At 70.7% G+C, this 19192-nt stretch carries 19 protein-coding genes; 12 read left to right on the plus strand and 7 right to left on the minus strand.

Annotated elements, in window-relative coordinates; genetic code table 11:
• Positions 1-8: 8 nt before the first annotated feature.
• Both METY_RS11890 and METY_RS11895 read right to left on the minus strand, forming a co-directional pair.
• A complete protein-coding gene (locus METY_RS11890; protein WP_103121613.1) occupies positions 9-632 on the minus strand; it encodes a 2-hydroxychromene-2-carboxylate isomerase in 624 nt (207 codons plus the stop codon).
• Between the two features lie 41 nt (positions 633-673).
• Positions 674-2575, minus strand: coding sequence for a sigma-54-dependent Fis family transcriptional regulator (locus tag METY_RS11895; RefSeq protein WP_103121614.1), 1902 nt, complete (start codon positions 2573-2575; stop codon positions 674-676).
• Between the two features lie 259 nt (positions 2576-2834).
• On the opposite strand from METY_RS11895, the gene adh reads away from it, so the two are divergent.
• Complete coding sequence (gene adh, locus METY_RS11900) at positions 2835-4355, plus strand: aldehyde dehydrogenase (RefSeq protein WP_103121615.1); 1521 nt, start codon at positions 2835-2837, stop codon at positions 4353-4355.
• Positions 4356-4582: 227 nt separating this feature from the next.
• On the opposite strand, the gene METY_RS11905 is transcribed toward adh, so the two are convergent.
• The gene (locus METY_RS11905; RefSeq protein WP_103121616.1) at positions 4583-5476 is read right to left on the minus strand and encodes a LysR family transcriptional regulator; all 894 of its coding nucleotides are present in this window, start codon (positions 5474-5476) and stop codon (positions 4583-4585) included.
• A 97-nt stretch (positions 5477-5573) separates the two neighbouring features.
• On the opposite strand from METY_RS11905, the gene METY_RS11910 reads away from it, so the two are divergent.
• From METY_RS11910 to METY_RS11955, 10 genes are all read left to right on the plus strand, one after another.
• Positions 5574-6566: an aldo/keto reductase gene (locus METY_RS11910; RefSeq protein WP_103121617.1), complete on the plus strand. Its 993-nt coding sequence runs from the start codon at positions 5574-5576 to the stop codon at positions 6564-6566.
• Between the two features lie 90 nt (positions 6567-6656).
• Entirely contained in the window at positions 6657-7046 is a 390-nt protein-coding gene (locus tag METY_RS11915; protein WP_103121618.1) for a DUF779 domain-containing protein, read from the plus strand.
• 92 nt (positions 7047-7138) lie between these two features.
• Positions 7139-7933, plus strand: a complete 795-nt coding sequence (locus METY_RS11920; RefSeq protein WP_103121619.1) for an SDR family NAD(P)-dependent oxidoreductase — start codon at positions 7139-7141, stop codon at positions 7931-7933.
• 110 nt (positions 7934-8043) lie between these two features.
• The gene (locus METY_RS11925; RefSeq protein ID WP_244593624.1) at positions 8044-8646 is read left to right on the plus strand and encodes a malonic semialdehyde reductase; all 603 of its coding nucleotides are present in this window, start codon (positions 8044-8046) and stop codon (positions 8644-8646) included.
• A gap of 13 nt (positions 8647-8659) precedes the next feature.
• Positions 8660-9340 carry a tRNA (adenosine(37)-N6)-threonylcarbamoyltransferase complex dimerization subunit type 1 TsaB gene (gene tsaB, locus METY_RS11930; protein WP_103121620.1) on the plus strand — a complete coding sequence of 227 codons (681 nt, stop codon included), beginning with the start codon at positions 8660-8662 and terminating at the stop codon, positions 9338-9340.
• Between the two features lie 7 nt (positions 9341-9347).
• Complete coding sequence (locus METY_RS11935) at positions 9348-9848, plus strand: GNAT family N-acetyltransferase (RefSeq protein WP_103121621.1); 501 nt, start codon at positions 9348-9350, stop codon at positions 9846-9848.
• Positions 9849-9979: 131 nt separating this feature from the next.
• Positions 9980-10360: a Fur family transcriptional regulator gene (locus METY_RS11940; protein ID WP_103121735.1), complete on the plus strand. Its 381-nt coding sequence runs from the start codon at positions 9980-9982 to the stop codon at positions 10358-10360.
• 2 nt (positions 10361-10362) lie between these two features.
• Complete coding sequence (locus METY_RS11945; RefSeq protein WP_103121622.1) at positions 10363-11229, plus strand: lysophospholipid acyltransferase family protein; 867 nt, start codon at positions 10363-10365, stop codon at positions 11227-11229.
• Positions 11230-11232: 3 nt separating this feature from the next.
• Positions 11233-11940 (plus strand): sulfate transporter family protein, encoded by a 708-nt coding sequence (locus tag METY_RS11950; protein ID WP_103121623.1) that lies wholly within the window; start codon positions 11233-11235, stop codon positions 11938-11940.
• 97 nt (positions 11941-12037) lie between these two features.
• The gene (locus tag METY_RS11955; protein ID WP_103121624.1) at positions 12038-14332 is read left to right on the plus strand and encodes a transglycosylase domain-containing protein; all 2295 of its coding nucleotides are present in this window, start codon (positions 12038-12040) and stop codon (positions 14330-14332) included.
• Between the two features lie 30 nt (positions 14333-14362).
• Here METY_RS11955 and METY_RS11960 read toward each other — a convergent pair whose 3' ends face one another.
• The 3 genes from METY_RS11960 to purH all read right to left on the minus strand — a co-directional run bounded on the left by METY_RS11960 (position 14363) and on the right by purH (position 17307).
• Positions 14363-14683, minus strand: a complete 321-nt coding sequence (locus METY_RS11960) for a heavy metal-binding domain-containing protein (protein WP_103121625.1) — start codon at positions 14681-14683, stop codon at positions 14363-14365.
• A 104-nt stretch (positions 14684-14787) separates the two neighbouring features.
• Complete coding sequence (locus METY_RS11965; RefSeq protein ID WP_103121626.1) at positions 14788-15561, minus strand: SGNH/GDSL hydrolase family protein; 774 nt, start codon at positions 15559-15561, stop codon at positions 14788-14790.
• Between the two features lie 159 nt (positions 15562-15720).
• Positions 15721-17307, minus strand: coding sequence for a bifunctional phosphoribosylaminoimidazolecarboxamide formyltransferase/IMP cyclohydrolase (gene purH, locus METY_RS11970; RefSeq protein ID WP_103121627.1), 1587 nt, complete (start codon positions 17305-17307; stop codon positions 15721-15723).
• Between the two features lie 296 nt (positions 17308-17603).
• Here purH and METY_RS11975 point away from each other — a divergent pair, with 296 nt between their 5' ends.
• Complete coding sequence (locus tag METY_RS11975; protein ID WP_160147353.1) at positions 17604-17963, plus strand: pentapeptide repeat-containing protein; 360 nt, start codon at positions 17604-17606, stop codon at positions 17961-17963.
• A 75-nt stretch (positions 17964-18038) separates the two neighbouring features.
• Here the strand turns inward: METY_RS11975 and METY_RS11980 are convergent, their stop codons facing one another.
• A complete protein-coding gene (locus tag METY_RS11980) occupies positions 18039-19190 on the minus strand; it encodes a hypothetical protein (RefSeq protein ID WP_103121629.1) in 1152 nt (383 codons plus the stop codon).
• Positions 19191-19192 lie beyond the last annotated feature (2 nt).

Here is a 19192-nt window from a genome sequence, read left to right on the forward strand (position 1 = left end):
AGGCGGCGTCAGAAGTCCGGCGTGTAAGGGGCGCGGCCGCTGGCGAGCGCCTGGTCGAGCATCTCGAGCCGGTCCTGGCCCCAGAAGACTTCGCCGTCGAGCACATAGGCGGGCGATCCGAACACGCCCGCGTCGGTCGCCTTTGCGCGGTTGAGGGCATAGGCCGCGGCGGTCTCCGGGCGGGCGGCCTCAGCCATCACGGCGTCGGCGTCGAAGCCCTGCTCGGCGAGCACGTCCGCGATCGTGTCCCGCGAGGCGAGGTCGCGCTCCTCCTCCCACACGCCGCGCATGGCGGCGCCAAGATAAGGCGCGGGATCCTCGCCCCGGGCGATCAGCGCGAGCGCCGCGGCGTCGGCGAGCGTCGCGTCGAACGGCCAGTGCTTCGGGCGCAGGTGGATCGGACGGCCGCGCGCCTCCGCCCAGCGCTGCAGCTCCACGAAGCGGTAGCGCTGGCGCTGGATGGCGCGCTGGGCCAACGGGAGGCCGCCGGTCTCGGAGAACAGCCCCGGCAGATGCACCGGCCGCCATACGGGTGCGAGCCCATGCCGCGCGGCGAGCTCGAGGAACGGCGCGTGCCCGAGGTGCGCCCAGGGCGACAGCACGGACAGGTAGACCTCGAGGATGCGGGACATCAGGTTAACTCCGGGATGCGGGAAGGTTTACGCAGGCCGCGTCAGCCGCCTACCCGACGGCGGCGCGGGCCGCCCGGTACGGCGCGGCGGTAGAGCGTGCTGCGGCTGACCCCGAGACGACGCGCAGCCTCGGCCACATTGCCGTCCGCGGCCTCGATCGCCGCGCGCATGGCGGCGCGGGCGAGGCCCTCAAGCCCCTCTGCCGGGACAGGCGCCGTAGGCGCAGGCGTCACGTCGCGGATGGCGGCGGGCAGCAGTTCGGGGCCGATCCGCTCGCCGGGCTCCGACAGGGCCGCCATCGCCCGCATCGCGCCCACCGCCTCGCGGTGGTTGCCGGGCCAGTCGTAGGCGGCCAGGCGCGCGAGCGTCGCCGGCGCGAGCGTCCGGCCGTCCTGCGCGACCCTCTCCCACAGCGCGGCGAGGGCGCCGGCCCGGTCGGGCAAGGCGCGGAAGGCCGGCAGGGCGAAGCCGTACTGGGCGATGCGGTAGTAGAGGTCGGGCCGGAACGCGCCGGCCTCGGTCATGGCCTTGAGGTCGCGGTGGGTGGCGGAGACGAGGCGCACGTCGATCGGGTGCGGCTTCCCGCCGCCGAGCGGCGTCACCGTGCGCTCCTGCACCGCCCTGAGCAGCCGGGCCTGCAGGGCGAGCGGCATGTCGCCGATCTCGTCCAGGAACAGCACGCCGCCGTCCGCCTCGCGCATCAGGCCCTTGGAGCCCGCGCGCCGGGCGCCGGTGAAGGCGCCCTCCTCGTAGCCGAACAGCTCGGCCTCGATCAGACCCTCGGGCAGGGCCGCGCAGTTCACCGCCACGAAGGGCTTGTCGGCGCGGCGGCTGAGCCGGTGAACCTCGCGGGCGAACACCTCCTTGCCCGAGCCGGTCTCGCCCTGGATCAGCACGGGCACGTCGCCGTCGACGAGACGGGCCGCGCGGGCGAGGTCGCGCTCGGTCTGCGCGTCGAACACCGGTCCTGACGCCCGGCGGGGCTGAGGCGCGGAGGCGGGTTGCGGGGCGGGCGCGGGCGGAGCCTTCGGCCCGCCGCCGGGCGTCGCGGCCGGCGCGCGGCGCAGCCGGGCGTGGAGATCGCGACCGTCGCGGCTGCGGAGCAGGCTGAGCTCGCCCTCGCCTCGGGGGCCGCCGTCGAACAGGTCGCCAAAGGAGCGCGCGCCGAGCGCGTTCCAGTCGAGCCCCATCAGCTTCAGGCCGTGGCGGTTGGCGGCCACGAGGCGCGAACCCTCGAACACCAGCACGCCCTCCTGCGCGACGCCGAGACGCTCGGGGTCGGAGTGCAGGCGGATCACCTCGGCCTTCGGAAAGGCTTCGGCGAACATGCGGTGCTCGATCTGGTCGACGCAGGAGCGCACCAGCGTCAGAGCGCGGTCGTGCGGCAGCGCCGCGTGGCCGGTGAGGTCGAGCGCGCCGACCAGCGCGCCGTAGGGGTCGAGGATCGGCGCCGCCGCGCATCTCAGGATGCGGTGCGGCTCGAAATAATGCTCGGCCCCGCGCACCTCTACGGCGCGACGTTCCACCAGCGCCGCGCCGATCGCGTTGGTGCCGGCGGTCGCTTCGCTCCAGGGCACGCCGGGGCGCAGCGCCACGTTCGCCGCCTTGCCGGCGAAGGCCGGGTCTCCCAGCGCGTCCAGCACGAAACCCGCGCCGTCGGTGAGGATGACGATGCCGCCGCTCTCCGCCGCCTCGCGCGTCAGGCTTTCGAGCTCGGGACGCGACAGCCGGATCAGCCGCTCGTTGCGCTCCTTCAGTTCGCGCAGCTCGCTGGCGAGGCCGGGCTCCAGCCGGGGGCGGTCGTGGCTGTCGAACCCCCGCGCGGCGCAGCGCTGCCACGAGCGCAGGATCGCGCCGGGAACGAGGCCGGTCGGCGCGGCGCCGAGGTCGAAGAAATCATGGCGCGCCTGGATCACGTCGGCGCGCGGCGGGTCTTGCCGCATGGCGTCCGTCCCTGTGCTGGCGTCGCATGCTGCGACAGCTGTCGCACCGGCGGCGCTTCTTTTGGCGACACTGTTTCACGGCCGTCGGCCGTCCGTCCACCTCGTCGAAGGTCGGCGCCGCCGGTCCGGCGGCCTTTCTCCTTGAAACCACAGCGCCCTCCGCGGCGCGCGCGGCCGTCAGAGCAACCGCACAACGGCGTTTGGCACGGCTGATGCCATAGGGGCGGCAGGCACAACGCTGTCTCGGGAGGACATAACGATGAACAAGCCGGAACGCATGGAAGCCTTCACCAAGGCGCCGTTCAAGGAACGCTACGACAACTTCATCGGCGGCCGCTTCGTGCCTCCGGTCGGCGGCCGCTACTTCGAAAACACCAGCCCGATCAACGGCCAGAAGATCTGCGAGATCGCCCGCTCGCAGAAGGAAGACGTGGAGCTGGCGCTCGACGCCGCTCACAAGGCCAAGGACGCCTGGGGCCGCACCTCGGTCGCCGAGCGCGCGGCGATGCTGCTCAAGATCGCCGACGTGATGGAGGAGAACCTCGAGACCATCGCGCTCGCCGAGACCTGGGACAACGGCAAGCCGATCCGCGAGACCATGGCGGCGGACATTCCGCTGGCGATCGACCACTGGCGCTATTTCGCCGGCTGCGTCCGCGCGCAGGAAGGCGCGCTGTCCGAGATCGACCACGACACGGTCGCCTACCACTTCCACGAGCCGCTGGGCGTCGTCGGCCAGATCATCCCGTGGAACTTCCCCATCCTGATGGCGGTGTGGAAGCTCGCTCCGGCGCTCGCCGCCGGCAACTGCGTCGTGCTGAAGCCGGCCGAGCAGACGCCGGCCTCGATCATGGTGCTGCTGGAGCTGATCGGCGACATCCTGCCCGAGGGCGTGCTGAACGTCGTCAACGGCTTCGGCCTCGAAGCCGGCAAGCCGCTGGCCTCGTCGAACCGGATCGCGAAGATCGCCTTCACCGGCGAGACCACGACCGGCCGCCTGATCATGCAGTACGCCAGCCAGAACCTGATCCCGGTGACGCTGGAGCTCGGCGGCAAGTCGCCGAACGTGTTCTTCGCCGACGTGGTGGCCGAGGACGACGACTTCTTCGACAAGGCGATCGAGGGCTTCGTCATGTTCGCGCTGAACCAGGGCGAGGTCTGCACCTGCCCGAGCCGCGCGCTCATTCAGGAGTCGATTTATGACCGCTTCATGGAGAAGGCGATCAAGCGCGTTGAGGCGATCAAACTCGGCTCGCCGCTCGACGCGTCCACCATGGTCGGCGCGCAGGCCTCCTCGGAGCAGCTCGAGAAGATCCTGAGCTACATCGACATCGGCAAGCAGGAGGGCGCGGAAGTGCTCGCCGGCGGCGGCCGCAATGAGCTCGAGGGCGAATTCGCCGGCGGCTACTACGTCAAGCCGACGGTGTTCAAGGGCCACAACAAGATGCGGATCTTCCAGGAGGAGATCTTCGGCCCCGTGCTCTCGGTCGCGACCTTCAAGGACGACGAGGACGCCCTGTCCCAGGCCAACGACACGCTCTACGGCCTCGGCGCCGGCGTGTGGACCCGCGACGGCACCCGCGCCTACCGCTTCGGCCGCGGGATTCAGGCCGGCCGCGTCTGGACCAACTGCTACCACGCCTACCCCGCCCACGCGGCCTTCGGCGGCTACAAGCAGTCCGGCATCGGGCGCGAGACCCACAAGATGATGCTCGACCACTACCAGCAGACCAAGAACATGCTGGTCAGCTACTCCGCCAAGAAGCTCGGGTTCTTCTGAGACGGGACGCGCATCGAAAACTGCGAAGGGCGGCCTCCGGGCCGCCCTTTTCTTTTAAGCCCTTCGGGATCAGCGTCGCTCGCATCGGCCAACTTACACCCGCGTCGTCATGCCCGGCGGAGCCGGGTATCCATGACTTAATGAGAGCATCCAGCTCTACGCCGCAGTCGTGGATACCCGCGCAAGAGCGCGGGCATGACGTGGCGCTTCAGCCTGAAATCATCGGCCTAGCCAGCCTTCACGAAATCCACGAACGCCCTGAGCGGGGCCGGCATATGGCGGCGGCTCTGGTAGTAGAGCATCGGGCCGGAGAACTCCTGCCACCAATCCTCCAGCACCGGGACCAGCGCGCCGGTGGCGAGATCGGCCGCCAGCGCCTCCCCAAAATGCCCGATGATGCCCAGTCCCGCGACCGCCGCCGCGATCTGCATCTCGAACGTCGAGGCGGTCAGCGGCCCTTCCGGCGGCACCCGGATGACCTCCCCGTCGCGCTCGAACTCCCAGATGGCGAGCGCCTTGCTGCCGAGGAAGCGGTGGCCGATCCGCGCGTGCCGCAGCAGATCATTGGGATGCGCCGGGGCGCCGCGCTCTGCGATGTAGGACGGCGCGGCCGCCAGCACGAAGCGCTGCCGGCGCGGCCCGATCGGCGTCGCGATCATGTCGAGCGCCAGGCGCTCCTCGTAGCGGATGCCCGCGTCGCAACCCTCGGCCAGCACGTCGATGAAGCTGTCCTGCGCCGTCACGTCCATCCGCACGCCGGGATGACGCTTCAGGAACGCCGTGGCGATCGGCGGCAGCACATGCCGCGCCACGAAGGTCGGCACATTCAGGCGCAGCGTGCCCGTCGGCCGATCGGAGTCGGTCGACACGGCGTCCAGCGCGGCCGCGAGTTCGGCGAGCGCCGGACGCGCCCGGTCGATCAGCCGCGCCCCGGCTTCGGTGAGCGCGACGCTGCGCGTGGTGCGATTGAGCAGGCGGGCGTCGAGCGCCTCCTCGAGTCGCCGCACGGCCTCGCTCAGGCCGGAGGCGGAATCGGTGCGCCGCTGGGCGGCGGCGCGGAAGCCTCCGGCCTCCGCCACGGTCACAAGGCGGGCGACGTCGTTGAGGTCGATCTGGCCCATTGTTCGCCTTTCCGCACGGTCCGTTCTCCGACTACGGGATTATCGCACAGCCTGATCTGGTCCACATCGGCCTGGAGCGATCAACCAGGAGGTTTCGATGACCACTCGCAAGCTTGGACGCACCGGGCCGGAGACCTCGGTTCTCGGGCTCGGCTGCATGGGCATGTCCGGTGCCTACGGCCCGTCCGACCGCGCCGAAGGCGTCGCCACGATCCATGCGGCGCTCGACGCCGGCGTGACGCTGCTCGACACCGGCGACTTCTACGGCATGGGCCACAACGAGCTGCTGATCTCCGAGGCGCTGAAGGGCCGGCCGCGCGACAGCTACCAGCTCAGCGTGAAGTTCGGCGCCCAGCGCGGTCCCGACGGGAGCTGGCTCGGCTTCGAAGGCCGGCCCGAGGCCGTAAAGACGTTCCTCGCCTACTCCCTGCAGCGGCTCGGCGTGGACCATATCGACGTCTACCGCCCCGCCCGCCTCGATCCCAAGGTTCCGATCGAGGACACGGTGGGCGCGATCGCCGACATGGCGAAGGCCGGCTACGTGGGTCACATCGGCCTCTCCGAGGTCGGAGCCGAGACGCTGCGGCGCGCCGCGGCGACCCATCCGATCGTCGACCTGCAGATCGAATACTCGCTGATCTCCCGTGGACCGGAGGACAAGGTGCTGCCTGCGGCCCGCGAGCTCGGCGTCGCGATCACGGCCTACGGCGTGCTGTCGCGCGGGCTCATCGGCGGGCATTACGCTCCCACGAAGGTCGCCCCCGGCGATTTCCGCGCGATGAGCCCGCGTTTTCAGGACGGCAACGTCGAAGCCAACCTGAAGCTTGTGGAGGCGCTTCGCGTCATCGCGGACGCGAAGGGCGTGAGCGTCGCGCAGATCGCGATCGCCTGGGTCCTGGCGCAGGGCGCGGACATCGTGCCGGTGATCGGCGCACGCAGCCCTCGCCGCCTCGCGGAGGCGCTCGGCGCGATCGACGTCGCGCTGACGCACGAGGACCTGGCGGCGGTCGAGCGCGCCGTCCCGAAAGGCGCGGCCGCCGGCGAGCGCTACGCGCCCGCGCAGATGGCGCATCTCGACAGCGAGCGCTGAGGCCCGGGCCGGCCGCCGAACGGAGCATCCGGCCGGGTCTTCGCCGCAGCGGGGACCCGGCCTATGTTGTTCCGCGGAGGAGTTCGACCCATGACCCAGAACGTTCCAGTCCGCGTGGCCGTCACCGACAAGGCGCTGGCGCTGATCGCCGAGTTGCGGGCCGAGCACGGCGACGTGCTGTTCCACCAGTCCGGCGGCTGCTGCGACGGCTCCTCGCCGATGTGCTACGGCGTCGGCGACTACATCCTGTCCGACGACGACGTGAAGCTCGGCGAGGTCGGCGGCGCCGGCTTCTACATGAGCCCGTCGCAGTTCGAGTACTGGCGGCACACCGCGCTGACGCTCGACGTGGTGCCCGGACGCGGCGGCATGTTCAGCCTCGAGAACGGCCGCGAGGTCCGCTTCCACATCCGCTCGCGCATCTTCTCCGACGCCGAGGTCAAGGCGCTGGAGGAGGCCGAGGCGAAGGCCGCCGCCTGAGCGGACATGGCGAGCGGAGCGCAACGCACGCTGTTCGCGGCGGGTGCGCTCCCTAGCTGTCTCCGCAAACCCGCCCTGCGAGGAGACAGCCCATGAAGATCGATCTCACGTCCAAGACCGCCGTCGTCACCGGCTCCACGGCGGGCATCGGCCACGCCATCGCCAAGGGCCTCGCGGAGGCCGGCGCAACCGTGGTCGTGAACGGGCGCAAGGCCGAGGCGGTCGACAAGGCCGTCGAGGCGATCCGCGCCGCCGTTCCCGGCGCCGAGGTGCGCGGCGTGGCCGCCGATCTCGAAACGGCGGAGGGCGCCGAGGCGCTGGTGGCGGCGGTCCCGGCGCCGGACATCCTCGTCAACAACGTCGGGATCTTCGGCCCGCGGGACTTCTTCGAGATCCCGGACGAGGAATGGACCCGCTTCTTCGAGGTCAACGTCATGTCGGGCGTCAGGCTCTCCCGCGCCTACGCCAAGGGCATGGCGGAGCGCGGCTGGGGGCGCATCGTGTTCCTGTCGTCGGAGTCCGGCCTCAACATCCCGGCCGACATGATCCACTACGGCTTCACCAAGACCGCCGCGCTGTCGATCTCCCGCGGCCTCGCCAAGCGCCTCGCGGGGACCGGCGTCACGGTCAACGCCGTTCTGCCCGGCCCGACGCTGTCGGAGGGCGTCGCCGAGATGCTGAAGGACGAGGTCGCGAAGACCGGCCACACGCTGGAGGAGGCGGGCGCCGCCTTCGTGAAGGCCAACCGGCCGACCTCGATCATCCAGCGCGCGGCGACGGTGGAGGAGGTCGCGAACATGGTGGTCTACGCCTGTTCGCGACAGGCCTCCGCCACCACCGGCGCCGCGCTGCGCGTGGACGGCGGCGTGGTCGACACCATCGCCTGAGGGCTGCGGCGATCCCGCGTCCGCGCACCGCTGGCGCGGCGGCGCGCGGCTGCTAAAAGGGACGCGACCGAAGCGGCCGTCGCCGCCCCTTGGTGTCCAGGAGATCGCACGTGACAGGACCGCACCGCGCCCCCATCGACGACGCCGCGCTCGACGCGCTGTTCCGCGCCGCTCGGACGCACAATTCGTTCAAGCCCGAGCCGGTCTCCGAGACGACACTGCGCGCGCTGTTCGAACTGGTGAAGATGGGGCCGACCAGCGCCAACGGCCTCCCCGGCCGCTTCGTGTTCGTGACCTCCCCCGAGGCCAAGGCGAAGCTGCTGCCGACCCTTTCGGCCAGCAACCGCGACAAGACCGCCGCGGCGCCGGTGACGGCGATCGTCGCCTACGACCTGCGCTGGATCGATAACCTGCCGCGCTTCTTCCCGCACGCCGACGCCAAGTCTTGGTTCGAAGGCAATGACGCCGCCATCGAAAGCGGCGCGCAGCTCAACGGCTCGCTGATGGGCGGCTACCTGATCCTCGCCGCCCGCGCGCTCGGCCTCGACACTGGGGCCATGGCGGGCTTCGACCGCAAGGCCGTCGACGAGGCCTTCTTCGCCGGCACCACCTTGCGTTCGAACTTCCTCGTGAACCTCGGCTACGGCGACGGCAAGAACATGTTCGAGCGCCTTCCGCGGCCGGACTTCGACGAGTTCTGCAAGATCGTCTGACCGGCCTCCCGGCATGCGCGTGCTCGCCATCGACACGGCCCTCGGCGCCGCCTCCGTCGCGGTCGTCGAGACCGACGACGACGCCGCGCCGGCGCACGTCGTCTCGGTTGCGATGGCGCGCGGCCACGCCGAAGCGCTGATGCCTCAGGTCCGTGACGCGCTCGCCGCGGCGGGTGGATTGTCGACGGTTGAGCGCATCGTCGTCACCGTCGGTCCCGGCAGCTTTACGGGGCTGCGCGTGGGGCTCGCCGCGGCGCGCGCCCTCGCGCTGGCGCGCGGCGTCCCGATCGTCGGCGTGACGACGCTGGCGGCGCTCGCCGCGCCTGAACTCGCGGCCGGCCACGGCCTGCCCGTGGCGGCCGCCATCGACGCGCGCCATGGCCGCGTGTTCTTCCAGGCGTTCGCGCCCGACGCCGCGCCGCTCGCGCCGGCCGGCCTCGTGTCAGCCGCGGACGCCGCCGCCGTCCTCGGCGACGGGCCTGCGCTTGCGGTCGGCTCCGGCGCGGAGCTCGTGATCGACGCCGCGGTCGGCGGCCTGCTGCGAAAGGCGGAGGGCCCGCACCACGCGCCGGACCCAATCTGGCTCGCGCGGCTCGGCGCCGCGTGCGATCCTCAGTCCTCTCCCCCCCGGCCGCTTTACCTCAAGGCCGCCGACGCCCACCCGCAGGAGGGCGGCCGCATTCCGCGCCGCTGACGTCTCGATGTACTGGCTGTGGTTCTGGAACGCCTGGGCCTCGGGTCTGAGACGCTGGGCGATCGAACCGGCGGACGCCGGACACGCCGACGATCTCGCCGCGATCCACGCCGCCTGCTTCGCGCGCGGCTGGAGCATCGACGAGATGGAGCAACTGCTGCGCGACCGGGCGGTTCGGGCCTGCGCGCTCTATCCCGAAGGCCGATCGCGCCCGGTGGGCTTCGCGGCCTCGCGCGTTGCCGTCGACGAGGCGGAGGTGCTGTCGATCGCCGTGCTCGAGCGCAGCCGCGGCGGCGGGGGCGGCCATGCGCTGCTCGCCCGCCATCTGGGGCAGCTCGCGGGCGAAGGCGTGCGGCGCGTGGCGCTCGAGGTGGACGAGGACAATGCGGCCGCGCTCGCGCTCTACGCCCGCTTCGGCTTCACCGAAGTGGGGCGCCGGAAGGCCTATTATCGCCGCGCCGACGGGACCCGGGGCGGCGCAAGGATCCTCGCGCTCGACATGACATGACGCCGGCGTCGTTTACGGCGGACCGCGCGACTTTTATAAGCCTCTCGACGAGTCGCACCGCCAGACGAGGAGGCTGAGAGTTGAGCGTCCTCAAGCCGGACACCATCGAGAGCCTCTGCGCCGCCAAGGGCATGCGCATGACGGAGCAGCGGCGCACGATCGCGCGCGTCGTGGCGGAGGCCGACGACCACCCGGACGTCGAGGAGCTCTACCGCCGCGCCTCGGGCGTCGACCCTCGCATTTCGATCTCGACGGTCTACCGCACGGTGAAGCTGTTCGAGGACGCGGGCATCATCGCCAAGGTCGATTTCCGTGACGGCCGCTCGCGCTATGAGCCCATCCCGGACGAGCACCACGACCATCTCATCGACCTGCGCTCCGGCAAGGTGATCGAATTCCGCGACGAGGAGATCGAGCGCCTGCAGGCGGAGATCGCCAAGCGGCTCGGCTACAAGCTCGTCGACCACAGGCTGGAGCTCTACGCCGTTCCGCTCGACGACCGGGAGGGTTGAGCTTGGGGCTGGACGCGAAGGCCCTCCGCGCCGCCGCCACGGTGGCGGCGCTCGCGCCCGTGATCGCGATCGGCATTCCCCTTCAGACGCTCATCCTGAAGTTCAGCCTTGGCGATCCCGGGCGCGTCCCCGTGCTGTTCCACCGCTACGCCCTGCGCGCGATCGGCGTCACCACCCATGTCGTCGGCGCGCCGGCGAAGGGGCGGCCGTTGCTGATGACGTCGAACCACAGCTCCTGGCTCGACATTCTGGTGCTCGGCGCGATCACGCCGGTTTCCTTCGTGGCGAAGTCCGAGATCGCGTCCTGGCCCGTCTTCGGCTCGCTGGCGCGGCTGCAGCGCTCGATTTTCGTCGACCGCGCCCGCCGCACCGCGACCTCCGCCGTCAGTCGGGAGATGGCGGAACGCATGCAAGCCGGCGACGCCGTCGTGCTGTTCGCCGAGGGCACCTCCAGCGACGGCAACCGGGTGCTCCCGTTCCGCTCCGCGCTGCTCGGCGCGGCGCAGCAGGCGATCGGCGGCGAGGGGGCGGGCGCGGTCTACGTGCAGCCGGTGTCGATCGCCTACGTCAAGCGCAACGGGCTGCCGCTCGGTCTCAGGACTCGTTCCGAGATCGCATGGTACGGCGACATCGACTTCGTGCCGCACCTCTGGGCGGTGCTGAGGAACGGCGCTATCGACGTCACGGTCGCCTTCGGGACGCCGGTCCGGGTCGACGCCTCGGTGAACCGCAAGACGCTGACGCGGGAGCTGGAGCAGCAGGTCCGCCGCATGACGTCACACGCCCTGCGCGGCGGCGCCCGCCCAGTTGCCACCTCGCCGGACGCGGCGGAGGGCGTTTCGACGCCCGCCCCGGTGCTTGAGGGCTGAGCGATGATCGAGGCGGCGCTGCTTTCCGCGCGGCAGATGTTCACGCCGCCGTTCCGCGCCGTGCTGCTGAAGTCGCTTGGCCTCACCGCGCTGATGCTGGTCGTCGGCTGGATCGGCCTGCAGGCGCTCGCGGACCATCTGATCACGCTGGAAAATCAGACGCTGAGCCTGATCGCGCGGGTGATCGCCGGGCTCGGCACGGCCTTCGGCATGCTGTTCCTGGTGGTTCCCGTGACGGCGCTCGTGGCCGGCCTGTTTCTTGACGACGTCGCCGAGGTGGTGGAGCGCGCGCACTATCCCAACGATCCGCCCGGCGTCGCCGTGCCGGTGGCGCGGGGACTGTGGCTGTCGGCGCGTTTCGGCCTGCTGGTGCTCGGCCTCAACCTCGCGCTCCTGCTTTTCCTGTTGCTGCCGGGCGTCAACGTGCTGGCTTGGCTTGGGGTGAACGCCTACCTGCTCAGCCGCGAATACTTCTCGCTCGCCGCCATGCGGTTCCGCAGCGAGGGCGAGGCGACCGCGTTGCGCAGGCGCCACAGGCTTAGAGTCTTCTCAGGCGGCCTGGTGGTGGCGGCGCTGGCGCTCGTACCCTTCGCGAACCTCCTGACCCCGCTGTTTGCAACGTCCTTTTTCGTCCACCTGCACAAGCGGATCGCCGCGCGGGACGCGAAACGCTTGGGAACCGCGGACTCGCGACCGCGTTTGGGGCCCTAACGGTCCCTAAACCCGCCGCATTCAAAGTCCACCCCGGTGGACATGGGACGGCGCGTGACGGCGCCGCGGCGTGGATTCGTGACGAGGCGGGGCAGGCATGGCGTTCGGACGGCGCTCGGAGAAGGACGAACGGCGAGAGCCGCGGTTCGACGGGCGCGGCGACGGCGGAGCTTTCGACCTCAGGCTGACGCCCGACGACCGGCCGACCGGCGACGGACGGGGCGATCCGTTCAAGGAGCCGAGGCTGGACGGCGCCCGGAGCGACGGGCGGCGGGAGCCGCGCTTCGACACGGGCGCGGCGGGACCGGAGCCGCTGGAACGCGAAAAGCTCTCTTACTGGGCGTGGGTCATGGGGCGTAGGACGCCGAAGCGTCGTCGCGAGAGCGGCGGAGGTCGCGGCGGGCGTCCGCGGCGAAGCTGGCTTGGCCGGCTGCTTTCGCTCGTGGTGGTGCTCGGCCTGTTCGGCGCCGTGGGCGCGGGCGGGGTGATCGCCTATTACGCCTCGGGTCTGCCATCGATCGACAAGCTCGAGATCCCCAAGCGGCCTCCGAACGTCGTCATCGCCAGCGCCGACGGCAAGCCGCTCGCGAACCGTGGCGAGACCGGCGGCGCGCAGGTGCCGCTGTCCGAGATCCCGCCCTTCGTGCCGCAGGCCTTCATCGCGATCGAGGACCGGAGGTTCTACGACCACTGGGGCGTCGACTTCATCGGCCTGGCGCGCGCGATGAAGACCAACCTCGAGCACGGCACCATGGTGCAGGGCGGCTCGACGCTGACCCAGCAGCTCGCCAAGAACCTGTTCCTGACGCCCGAGCGCTCGCTGGAGCGCAAGGTGCAGGAGGCGGTGTTGGCCTTCTGGCTCGAACGCAAGTTCGGCAAGAAGAAGATCCTCGAGATGTACCTCAACCGCGTCTACTTCGGCGCCGGCGCCTATGGCGTCGAAGCGGCGGCGCAGCGCTACTTCGGCAAGTCGATCCGCGCCGTGAACATCTCGGAGGCTGCGATCCTCGCCGGCCTCGTCAAGGCGCCGTCCAGGCTCGCGCCGACCCGCGACCCGGAGGGCGCCCGCGCCCGCGCCGACCTCGTGCTCGCCTCCATGGCGGACGAGGGCTACATCTCCCGCGACCTCGCCGACCGCGCCTTCCGCGTCTCGCCGCCCTCCCCCGCGCCCAAGCCCGAGGGCGCGATCGGCTATGTCGCGGACTGGGTGATGGACCAGCTCGACGGCCTCGTCGGCGTCTACGACGAGGATCTGACCGTCCAGACCACCATCGACCCCAAGCTCGAGTCCGAAGCCGAGAGGGATTTGGCCGACGCGATCGCCAAGAAGGGCGCGGCGCTGAAGGTGAGCCAAGGCGCGCTGGTCGCGCTCGCCCCCGACGGCGCCGTCAAGGCTCTGGTGGGCGGCAAGTCCTACGCCGACAGCCAGTTCAATCGCGCGGTCGCGGCCAAGCGCCAGCCCGGCTCGTCGTTCAAGCCGTTCGTCTATCTCACCGGCCTGGAGCTCGGCCTCACCCCTGACGCAGTGCGGGTGGACGAGCCGATCCGGCTGAAGGGCTGGAACCCGGAAAACTACTCGCGCCGCTACAATGGCCCCATGACGCTGACGACGGCGCTGTCGCACTCGATCAATACGGTCGCCGTGCGGCTCGGCGTCGAGGTGGGCCCGGAGAACGTGGTGCTGACCGCCCAGCGGCTCGGCATCAGCTCCGAACTCGCCGCGAACCCCTCGGTCGCGCTCGGCACCTCCGAGGTCACGCCGCTGGAGCTCGCCGGCGCCTACGCGCCCTTCGCCAACGGCGGCATGCTGGCGAAGCCCTACGTCGTCACCCGCGTCACCACCTCCGACGGCGAGGTGCTTTACAACCGTCGGGCCGAGCCGCCGAAGGAGGTCGTCGACATCGACCGCGTCGGCATGATGAACGCCATGCTGACCGAGACGATCCGCTCCGGCACCGCGCGCGGCGCCTCGTTCCGCGCCTGGCCCGCCGCGGGCAAGACCGGCACCAGCCAGGATTTCCGCGACGCCTGGTTCGTTGGCTACACCTCCCACCTCGTCACCGCCGTCTGGCTGGGCAACGATGACAACTCCGTCACCAAGAAGGCCTCGGGCGGCGGGCTGCCGGTCGAGATCTGGAGCCGCTTCATGGCGCGGGCCCATGACGGCGTGGCGGTCGCGGCGCTGCCGGGCGAGTGGAGCGCCCATGTGGCCGGCTACCAGGAGCCCGGCGACGTCTACCAGACCGGTCCCGGCGGCGGCGACGGCGGCGACATGCCCGACGGCCAGTGGGTCGACGAGACCCCGCGGCAGCGCCCGCGGGGCGGCGGGGGCGACGGCGGCCCGCTGCGCGAGCCTCTCGGCTTCCTGAAACGGCTGTTCGGCGGCGGCTGACGCCGGGTCGCGAAGCCCGCCCCGGGCGCGCTACGCCAGCGTGACGGCGGTGCTCGTCGCCGACACCATCAGCATGGAGCCCCTCTCGCCCACGGTCTCGTAGTCGAGGTCGACGCCAATCACCGCGTTGCCCCCGAGGGCGCGGGCTTCCGCCGTCATTTCGTCCAGCGCGATGTCGCGGGCGCGCTTGAGTTCCTTCTCATAGGCGCCGGAGCGGCCGCCGACGATGTCGCGCACCGCCGCGAACAGGTCGCGGAAAAGGTTCGCGCCGAGGATGGCCTCGCCGGTGACGAGGCCGTGGTAGGCCACGATGCGGCGGCCTTCGACGGTCGGAGTGGTGGTGACGAGCATGGGTCGTGGTCTCCTCGCTCGGATGACGCGGGGAGACATGGGGCCGCGATGCCGCCGGGGAAGACGCCGCCGCCGGCGCCCGGTGGACTTAAGTCCGCTTGATCTCAGGTCCGCTTGGCGACGTCGGCGACGGCGGGCGTGGGAGCGAGCTTGCGGCCGAGCGCTTCGGCCAGGAAGGCGCCGACGCAGGCGTGGCCGATGTCGTTCATATGCAGCCGATCGGCCGACAGCATGTCCGCCGCGCCCGACTTCGCCAGCGCGCGCATCGCGGCGTAGCGGTGGGCGACCGGAGCGCCGGTCTTGGCGGCGAGCGCCTCGAGCGCGCCGAGATAGGGCGCGTAGGCCGCCTCGTCCTGGGGCACGTACTGCGGGTCGAGCAGCGCCACGTCGACGCCGGCCTTGGCGATGCGGGCGAGCCCGCGCTCGGTGACCTGCTGGAAGGTGGCGAGGTCGATCCGCCGCGCCGCGTCGTTGGTGCCGATCTGCCAGACGACGAGGTCGGGCTTCGCCGCCGCGATCTCCTTGTCGAGCCGCGCCTCGGCGCCCAGCGCCGTTTCGCCGCCGACGCCGCGGGCGACCACGTCCACATCGACGCCGGGCAGGCGATCCTCGAGCTCGGCTTCGAGCCGCTTCGTGTAGGCCTTCTCCGGCGCGGTCGCGCCGACGCCCGCGGTGGAAGACGAGCCCACGACCAGCACCTTCAGCTCGTCGTCCTGCAGGACGTTCGCGGTCGCGCGGTCCAGCTTGCCGGACAGGCCGAGATAGGAGTCGGCGACGCGGCAGGGGCCGCGGAGAGCTTCGGCCTGGGCGGAAGCGGAGACCAAAGCGAGGACGCCGGCAAGCGCAGCGGAACGGACGACGGGACGGAACGACGTCATGCGGTCAGGCCTCATGGGCGGAGACGGAACGGTCGGACGAAGCGCGGGGGGAGGTACCCTGTTGCTGCAACCGGCCATAGCACGCGCGTCGCGCCGAAGTCAGCTCCGGACAATAACGGATGGCTGAACTCGGCGTGAACGCCGCGCGGTCGTCCGGCGTCAGTGGCGGAAGTGTCGCACGCCGGTGAACACCATGGCGAGTCCCGCCTCGTCCGCCCGGGCGATCACCTCGGCGTCGCGCATGGATCCGCCCGGCTGGATGACGGCGGTCGCGCCCGCCTCGATCGCGGCGTCGAGGCCGTCGGCGAAGGGGAAGAACGCGTCGGAGGCGACCACCGCGCCGCGGGTCAGCGGCTCGCTTGCGCCCGCCGCCTCGGCCGCATCCGCGGCCTTGCGGGCGGCGATGCGGGCGCTGTCGACGCGGCTCATCTGGCCAGCCCCGACGCCGACCGTGGCGGCCCCGCGGGCGTAGACGATGGCGTTCGACTTCACGTGCTTCGCCACGCGGAAGGCGAAGCGCAGGTCGGCGAGCTCGGCCTCCGTCGGCGTCCGCTTGGTCACGACCTTGAGCTCGAGATCATCCACCACCGCATTGTCGCGGTCCTGGGCCAGGAAGCCGCCGGCGATGGTCTTCACGCTGAGGCCCTTGGCCCGCGGGTCCGGCAAGGCGCCGGCGACCAGCAGGCGCAGGTTCTTCTTGGCCGCGACGATCGCCTTGGCCTCGTCGGTCGCGTCGGGCGCGATGATCACCTCGGTGAAGATCTTGACGATCTCCGCCGCGGCCTCGGCGTCGAGCGTCCGGTTCAGCGCCACGATGCCGCCGAAGGCCGAGACCGGGTCGCAGGCGAGCGCCGCAAGGTAGGCGTCCTTCAGGCTCGCGCCCTCCGCCACGCCGCAGGGATTGGCGTGCTTTACGATGACGCAGGCGGCGGTCCGCGCCGGGTCGAACTCGCCAGCGAGCTCATAGGCCGCGTCGGTGTCGTTGAGGTTGTTGTAGCTGAGCTCCTTGCCCTGGAGCTGCACGGCCGTCGCGACGCCGGGACGGCTCTCGGCCGTTCGGTAGAACGAGGCTCCCTGGTGCGGGTTTTCGCCGTAGCGCAGGCCCTGCGCCAGCGTGCCGCCGAGCGCCCGGAAGGCTGGCGTTGTCTCGCCCGCCTGGCCTGACAGCCAAGTGCCAATCGCCGCGTCGTAGGCCGCGGTGCGCGAAAACGCCTTGGCGGCGAGACGCTTGCGCAGGGGCAGGGAGGTCGCTCCGCCGTTCGCCGCCATGTCATCGAGCACCGAGGCGTAGTCCGCGACGTCGACCACGACCGCCACGTGGGCGTGGTTCTTGGAGGCGCCGCGGATCATCGCCGGCCCGCCGACGTCGATGTTCTCGACCATGTCGTCGTAGTCGGCGCCCCGCGCGAGCGCCGCCTCGAAGGGGTAGAGGTTCACGACCAGCAGGTCGATCGGCAGGATGGCGTGCTCCGCCATCGAGGCCTCGTGGCCGGCGTCGCCGCGGATCGCCAGCAGGCCGCCGTGGACCTTGGGGTGCAGCGTCTTCACCCGGCCGTCCATCATCTCCGGAAAGCCGGTGAGATCGGACACGTCCTGCACGGCAAGCCCCGCCTCCGCGATCGCCTTCGCCGTGCCGCCCGTCGAGACCAGCGCCACGCCGCGCTCCACGAGCGCGCGGGCGAAGTCGATCAGGCCGGTCTTGTCGGAAACCGACAGCAACGCGCGGGCGACGGGACGTTCGGACATGGGATCTTGGCCTTGGACGGTGCGGACGTCCGGGCGGGTAGCACTTTTCGGGCCGCGCGAGAACCGGGGGACGATGGTCTCGCGGTCTGAGGTAAAGTGCCGGCACCGCAATGCTGGTCGCGCCCTCGCGCCTAACGACTAAGCTGAAGGCGCAGCGTTCTTGGACTTGGATTACCCAAGGTCAGGAAACCGCTTCGGCACCGTGAGGAGAGCTAGAGTTCGGCGCGAGTAGGGAAACTCGCCACATGCCAGCGTTACGCTTGCGAGGTCTTCGAGTATCTCCTTACTATCCGAGCATGAGTGACACCACGGCAGAATTGCTGGCTCGCTATGCGCGCGGCGAACGGTCCTTTCAGGAAACAGATACCGAAGATCCCGAGGTGCTGGGGCTTGATGAGGCGATCCTCGCAGGTGCCGATTTTTCGCGATCGTTTCTGGTTGGGAGTTTTCGGCGGGCGGATCTGCGCGGCGCAAGTTTTCACAAAGCCAACGTTAAAACTTGCGATTTTTCATACGCTGATCTTTCGCACGCTGATTTTCGTGGCGCCGCCATCGACGCGACTATTTTCCAGGGCGCGAATTTATTTGGAGCCCGTTTCGCGGGGGCAAGTTCTCAAGGCCATGAGATGGCCGACGGCGAATTTCCGGACCAGTAGTTGCGGCCGCAGAGGTCTTGCTGTTAGCCGCTTTATGGATTCACAGCTTGAAGAGTGACGGCAGCTTCCACGCGCCTACAGGTCTTTCCCGTAGAGCCGCCAGGTCTTCGTGTGCTTGGCGGGCAGGCTGGCGACGAGGTTGATGACCGAGCGGTTCTCCTCGAGCATCCAGCTGACCTCCATGCGCCGCACCTTGGCCGCCTGCGCTTTCTCCACGGCGTCGGCGAGCAGCGAAGCCGCGGCCATCGCCCCCACGCGCGTGCCGCGCCAGGCGCGGCGGACGCCGATGACGGGAACGCGCACGCGGTTGACGCCGGCCACCTTCAGCCGCCACAGCATCCGGGCCCAGCCAAAGGGGAACAGTTTGCCCCCGAGCCCGTGGATCGCCTCATTCACGTCCGGAGCCATGGCGAGCACGCCGATCGGCTCGTCCTTCCAGGTGACGATCGTCGTCCAGTCCCGCGGCAGCAGCGGCTGCGCCAGTTCGGCGAGGAAGCTCGCCTCGGCGTCGGAGACCGGCACGGCGCCCCAGTTGCCGGACCAGCCGTCGTTGTAGACGGCGTTGAGGGTCGCGACCGCCTCGCGGCCGACGGCGCTGCGAATGACGAGGTCCTTGGAGCCGGCCCAGCGCGTGCGGGCGCGCTTGACGCGCGCGGGCAGCGAGCTTCCGGCCACAGGGCCCTCGTAGCCGATCAGGTCCTTGAGTCCTGAGAAACCGAGCCGCTCCAGCTGCTTGGCGTAGTAGCGCGGGGCGTAGTTGGTGTGGGTGGTCGACGGCGTGTCATGGCCCTCCACCAGCAGGCCGCACTCGTGGTTGATCGAGGCGCTGAACGGACCCGTCATCCGCGTCAGGCCGCGCTCGCGCAGAAAGGCGGCGGCGGTCGCGAACAGCGCGTCCCAGACGGCGTCGTCGTCGATCGCCTCCAGGAAGCCGAAGTGGCCCGCGCCGTCCTTGTGGATGGCGAGATGGGCGTGGTCCTTGACCGCATAGATCCGCCCCACCGGCCGGCCGTCGCGAAAGGCGGTCCAGGCGCGCCCGTCGTTGTCGCGGGCGAAGGGGGTGTTCCCCGGCGTAATGGTAAGGTTGAGCTCGTGCAGCAGCGGCGGCGTGAAGGCCGGATCGCGTCCTTGCGCGGCGAGACCCGCCCGCCAGAACGGCGTGACGTCGCGGCGCGTCTCGACCGGGCGGATCTCGATCGGGGTGCGGTGGGCCGGGGCTGGGGTCACGC

It is taken from the genome of Methylopila sp. Yamaguchi, assembly GCF_002897035.1.
In the GTDB taxonomy this organism is placed as follows: domain Bacteria; phylum Pseudomonadota; class Alphaproteobacteria; order Rhizobiales; family Methylopilaceae; genus Methylopila.

Excerpts from the sequence above, each read along its gene's own strand:
- METY_RS11910 (WP_103121617.1), top strand. The coding sequence starts at position 5,574 with ATGACCACTCGCAAGCTTGGACGCACCGGGCCGGAGACCTCGGTTCTC.
- METY_RS11920 (WP_103121619.1), top strand. The coding sequence starts at position 7,139 with ATGAAGATCGATCTCACGTCCAAGACCGCCGTCGTCACCGGCTCCACG.
- METY_RS11890 (WP_103121613.1), bottom strand. The coding sequence starts at position 632 with ATGTCCCGCATCCTCGAGGTCTACCTGTCCGTGCTGTCGCCCTGGGCG.
- METY_RS11960 (WP_103121625.1), bottom strand. The coding sequence starts at position 14,683 with ATGCTCGTCACCACCACTCCGACCGTCGAAGGCCGCCGCATCGTGGCC.
- METY_RS11950 (WP_103121623.1), top strand. The coding sequence starts at position 11,233 with ATGATCGAGGCGGCGCTGCTTTCCGCGCGGCAGATGTTCACGCCGCCG.
- adh (WP_103121615.1), top strand. The coding sequence starts at position 2,835 with ATGAACAAGCCGGAACGCATGGAAGCCTTCACCAAGGCGCCGTTCAAG.
- METY_RS11905 (WP_103121616.1), bottom strand. The coding sequence starts at position 5,476 with ATGGGCCAGATCGACCTCAACGACGTCGCCCGCCTTGTGACCGTGGCG.
- tsaB (WP_103121620.1), top strand. The coding sequence starts at position 8,660 with ATGCGCGTGCTCGCCATCGACACGGCCCTCGGCGCCGCCTCCGTCGCG.
- METY_RS11975 (WP_160147353.1), top strand. The coding sequence starts at position 17,604 with ATGAGTGACACCACGGCAGAATTGCTGGCTCGCTATGCGCGCGGCGAA.
- METY_RS11895 (WP_103121614.1), bottom strand. The coding sequence starts at position 2,575 with ATGCGGCAAGACCCGCCGCGCGCCGACGTGATCCAGGCGCGCCATGAT.
- METY_RS11965 (WP_103121626.1), bottom strand. The coding sequence starts at position 15,561 with ATGACGTCGTTCCGTCCCGTCGTCCGTTCCGCTGCGCTTGCCGGCGTC.
- METY_RS11940 (WP_103121735.1), top strand. The coding sequence starts at position 9,980 with ATGCGCATGACGGAGCAGCGGCGCACGATCGCGCGCGTCGTGGCGGAG.
- METY_RS11935 (WP_103121621.1), top strand. The coding sequence starts at position 9,348 with ATGTACTGGCTGTGGTTCTGGAACGCCTGGGCCTCGGGTCTGAGACGC.
- purH (WP_103121627.1), bottom strand. The coding sequence starts at position 17,307 with ATGTCCGAACGTCCCGTCGCCCGCGCGTTGCTGTCGGTTTCCGACAAG.
- METY_RS11955 (WP_103121624.1), top strand. The coding sequence starts at position 12,038 with ATGGCGTTCGGACGGCGCTCGGAGAAGGACGAACGGCGAGAGCCGCGG.
- METY_RS11915 (WP_103121618.1), top strand. The coding sequence starts at position 6,657 with ATGACCCAGAACGTTCCAGTCCGCGTGGCCGTCACCGACAAGGCGCTG.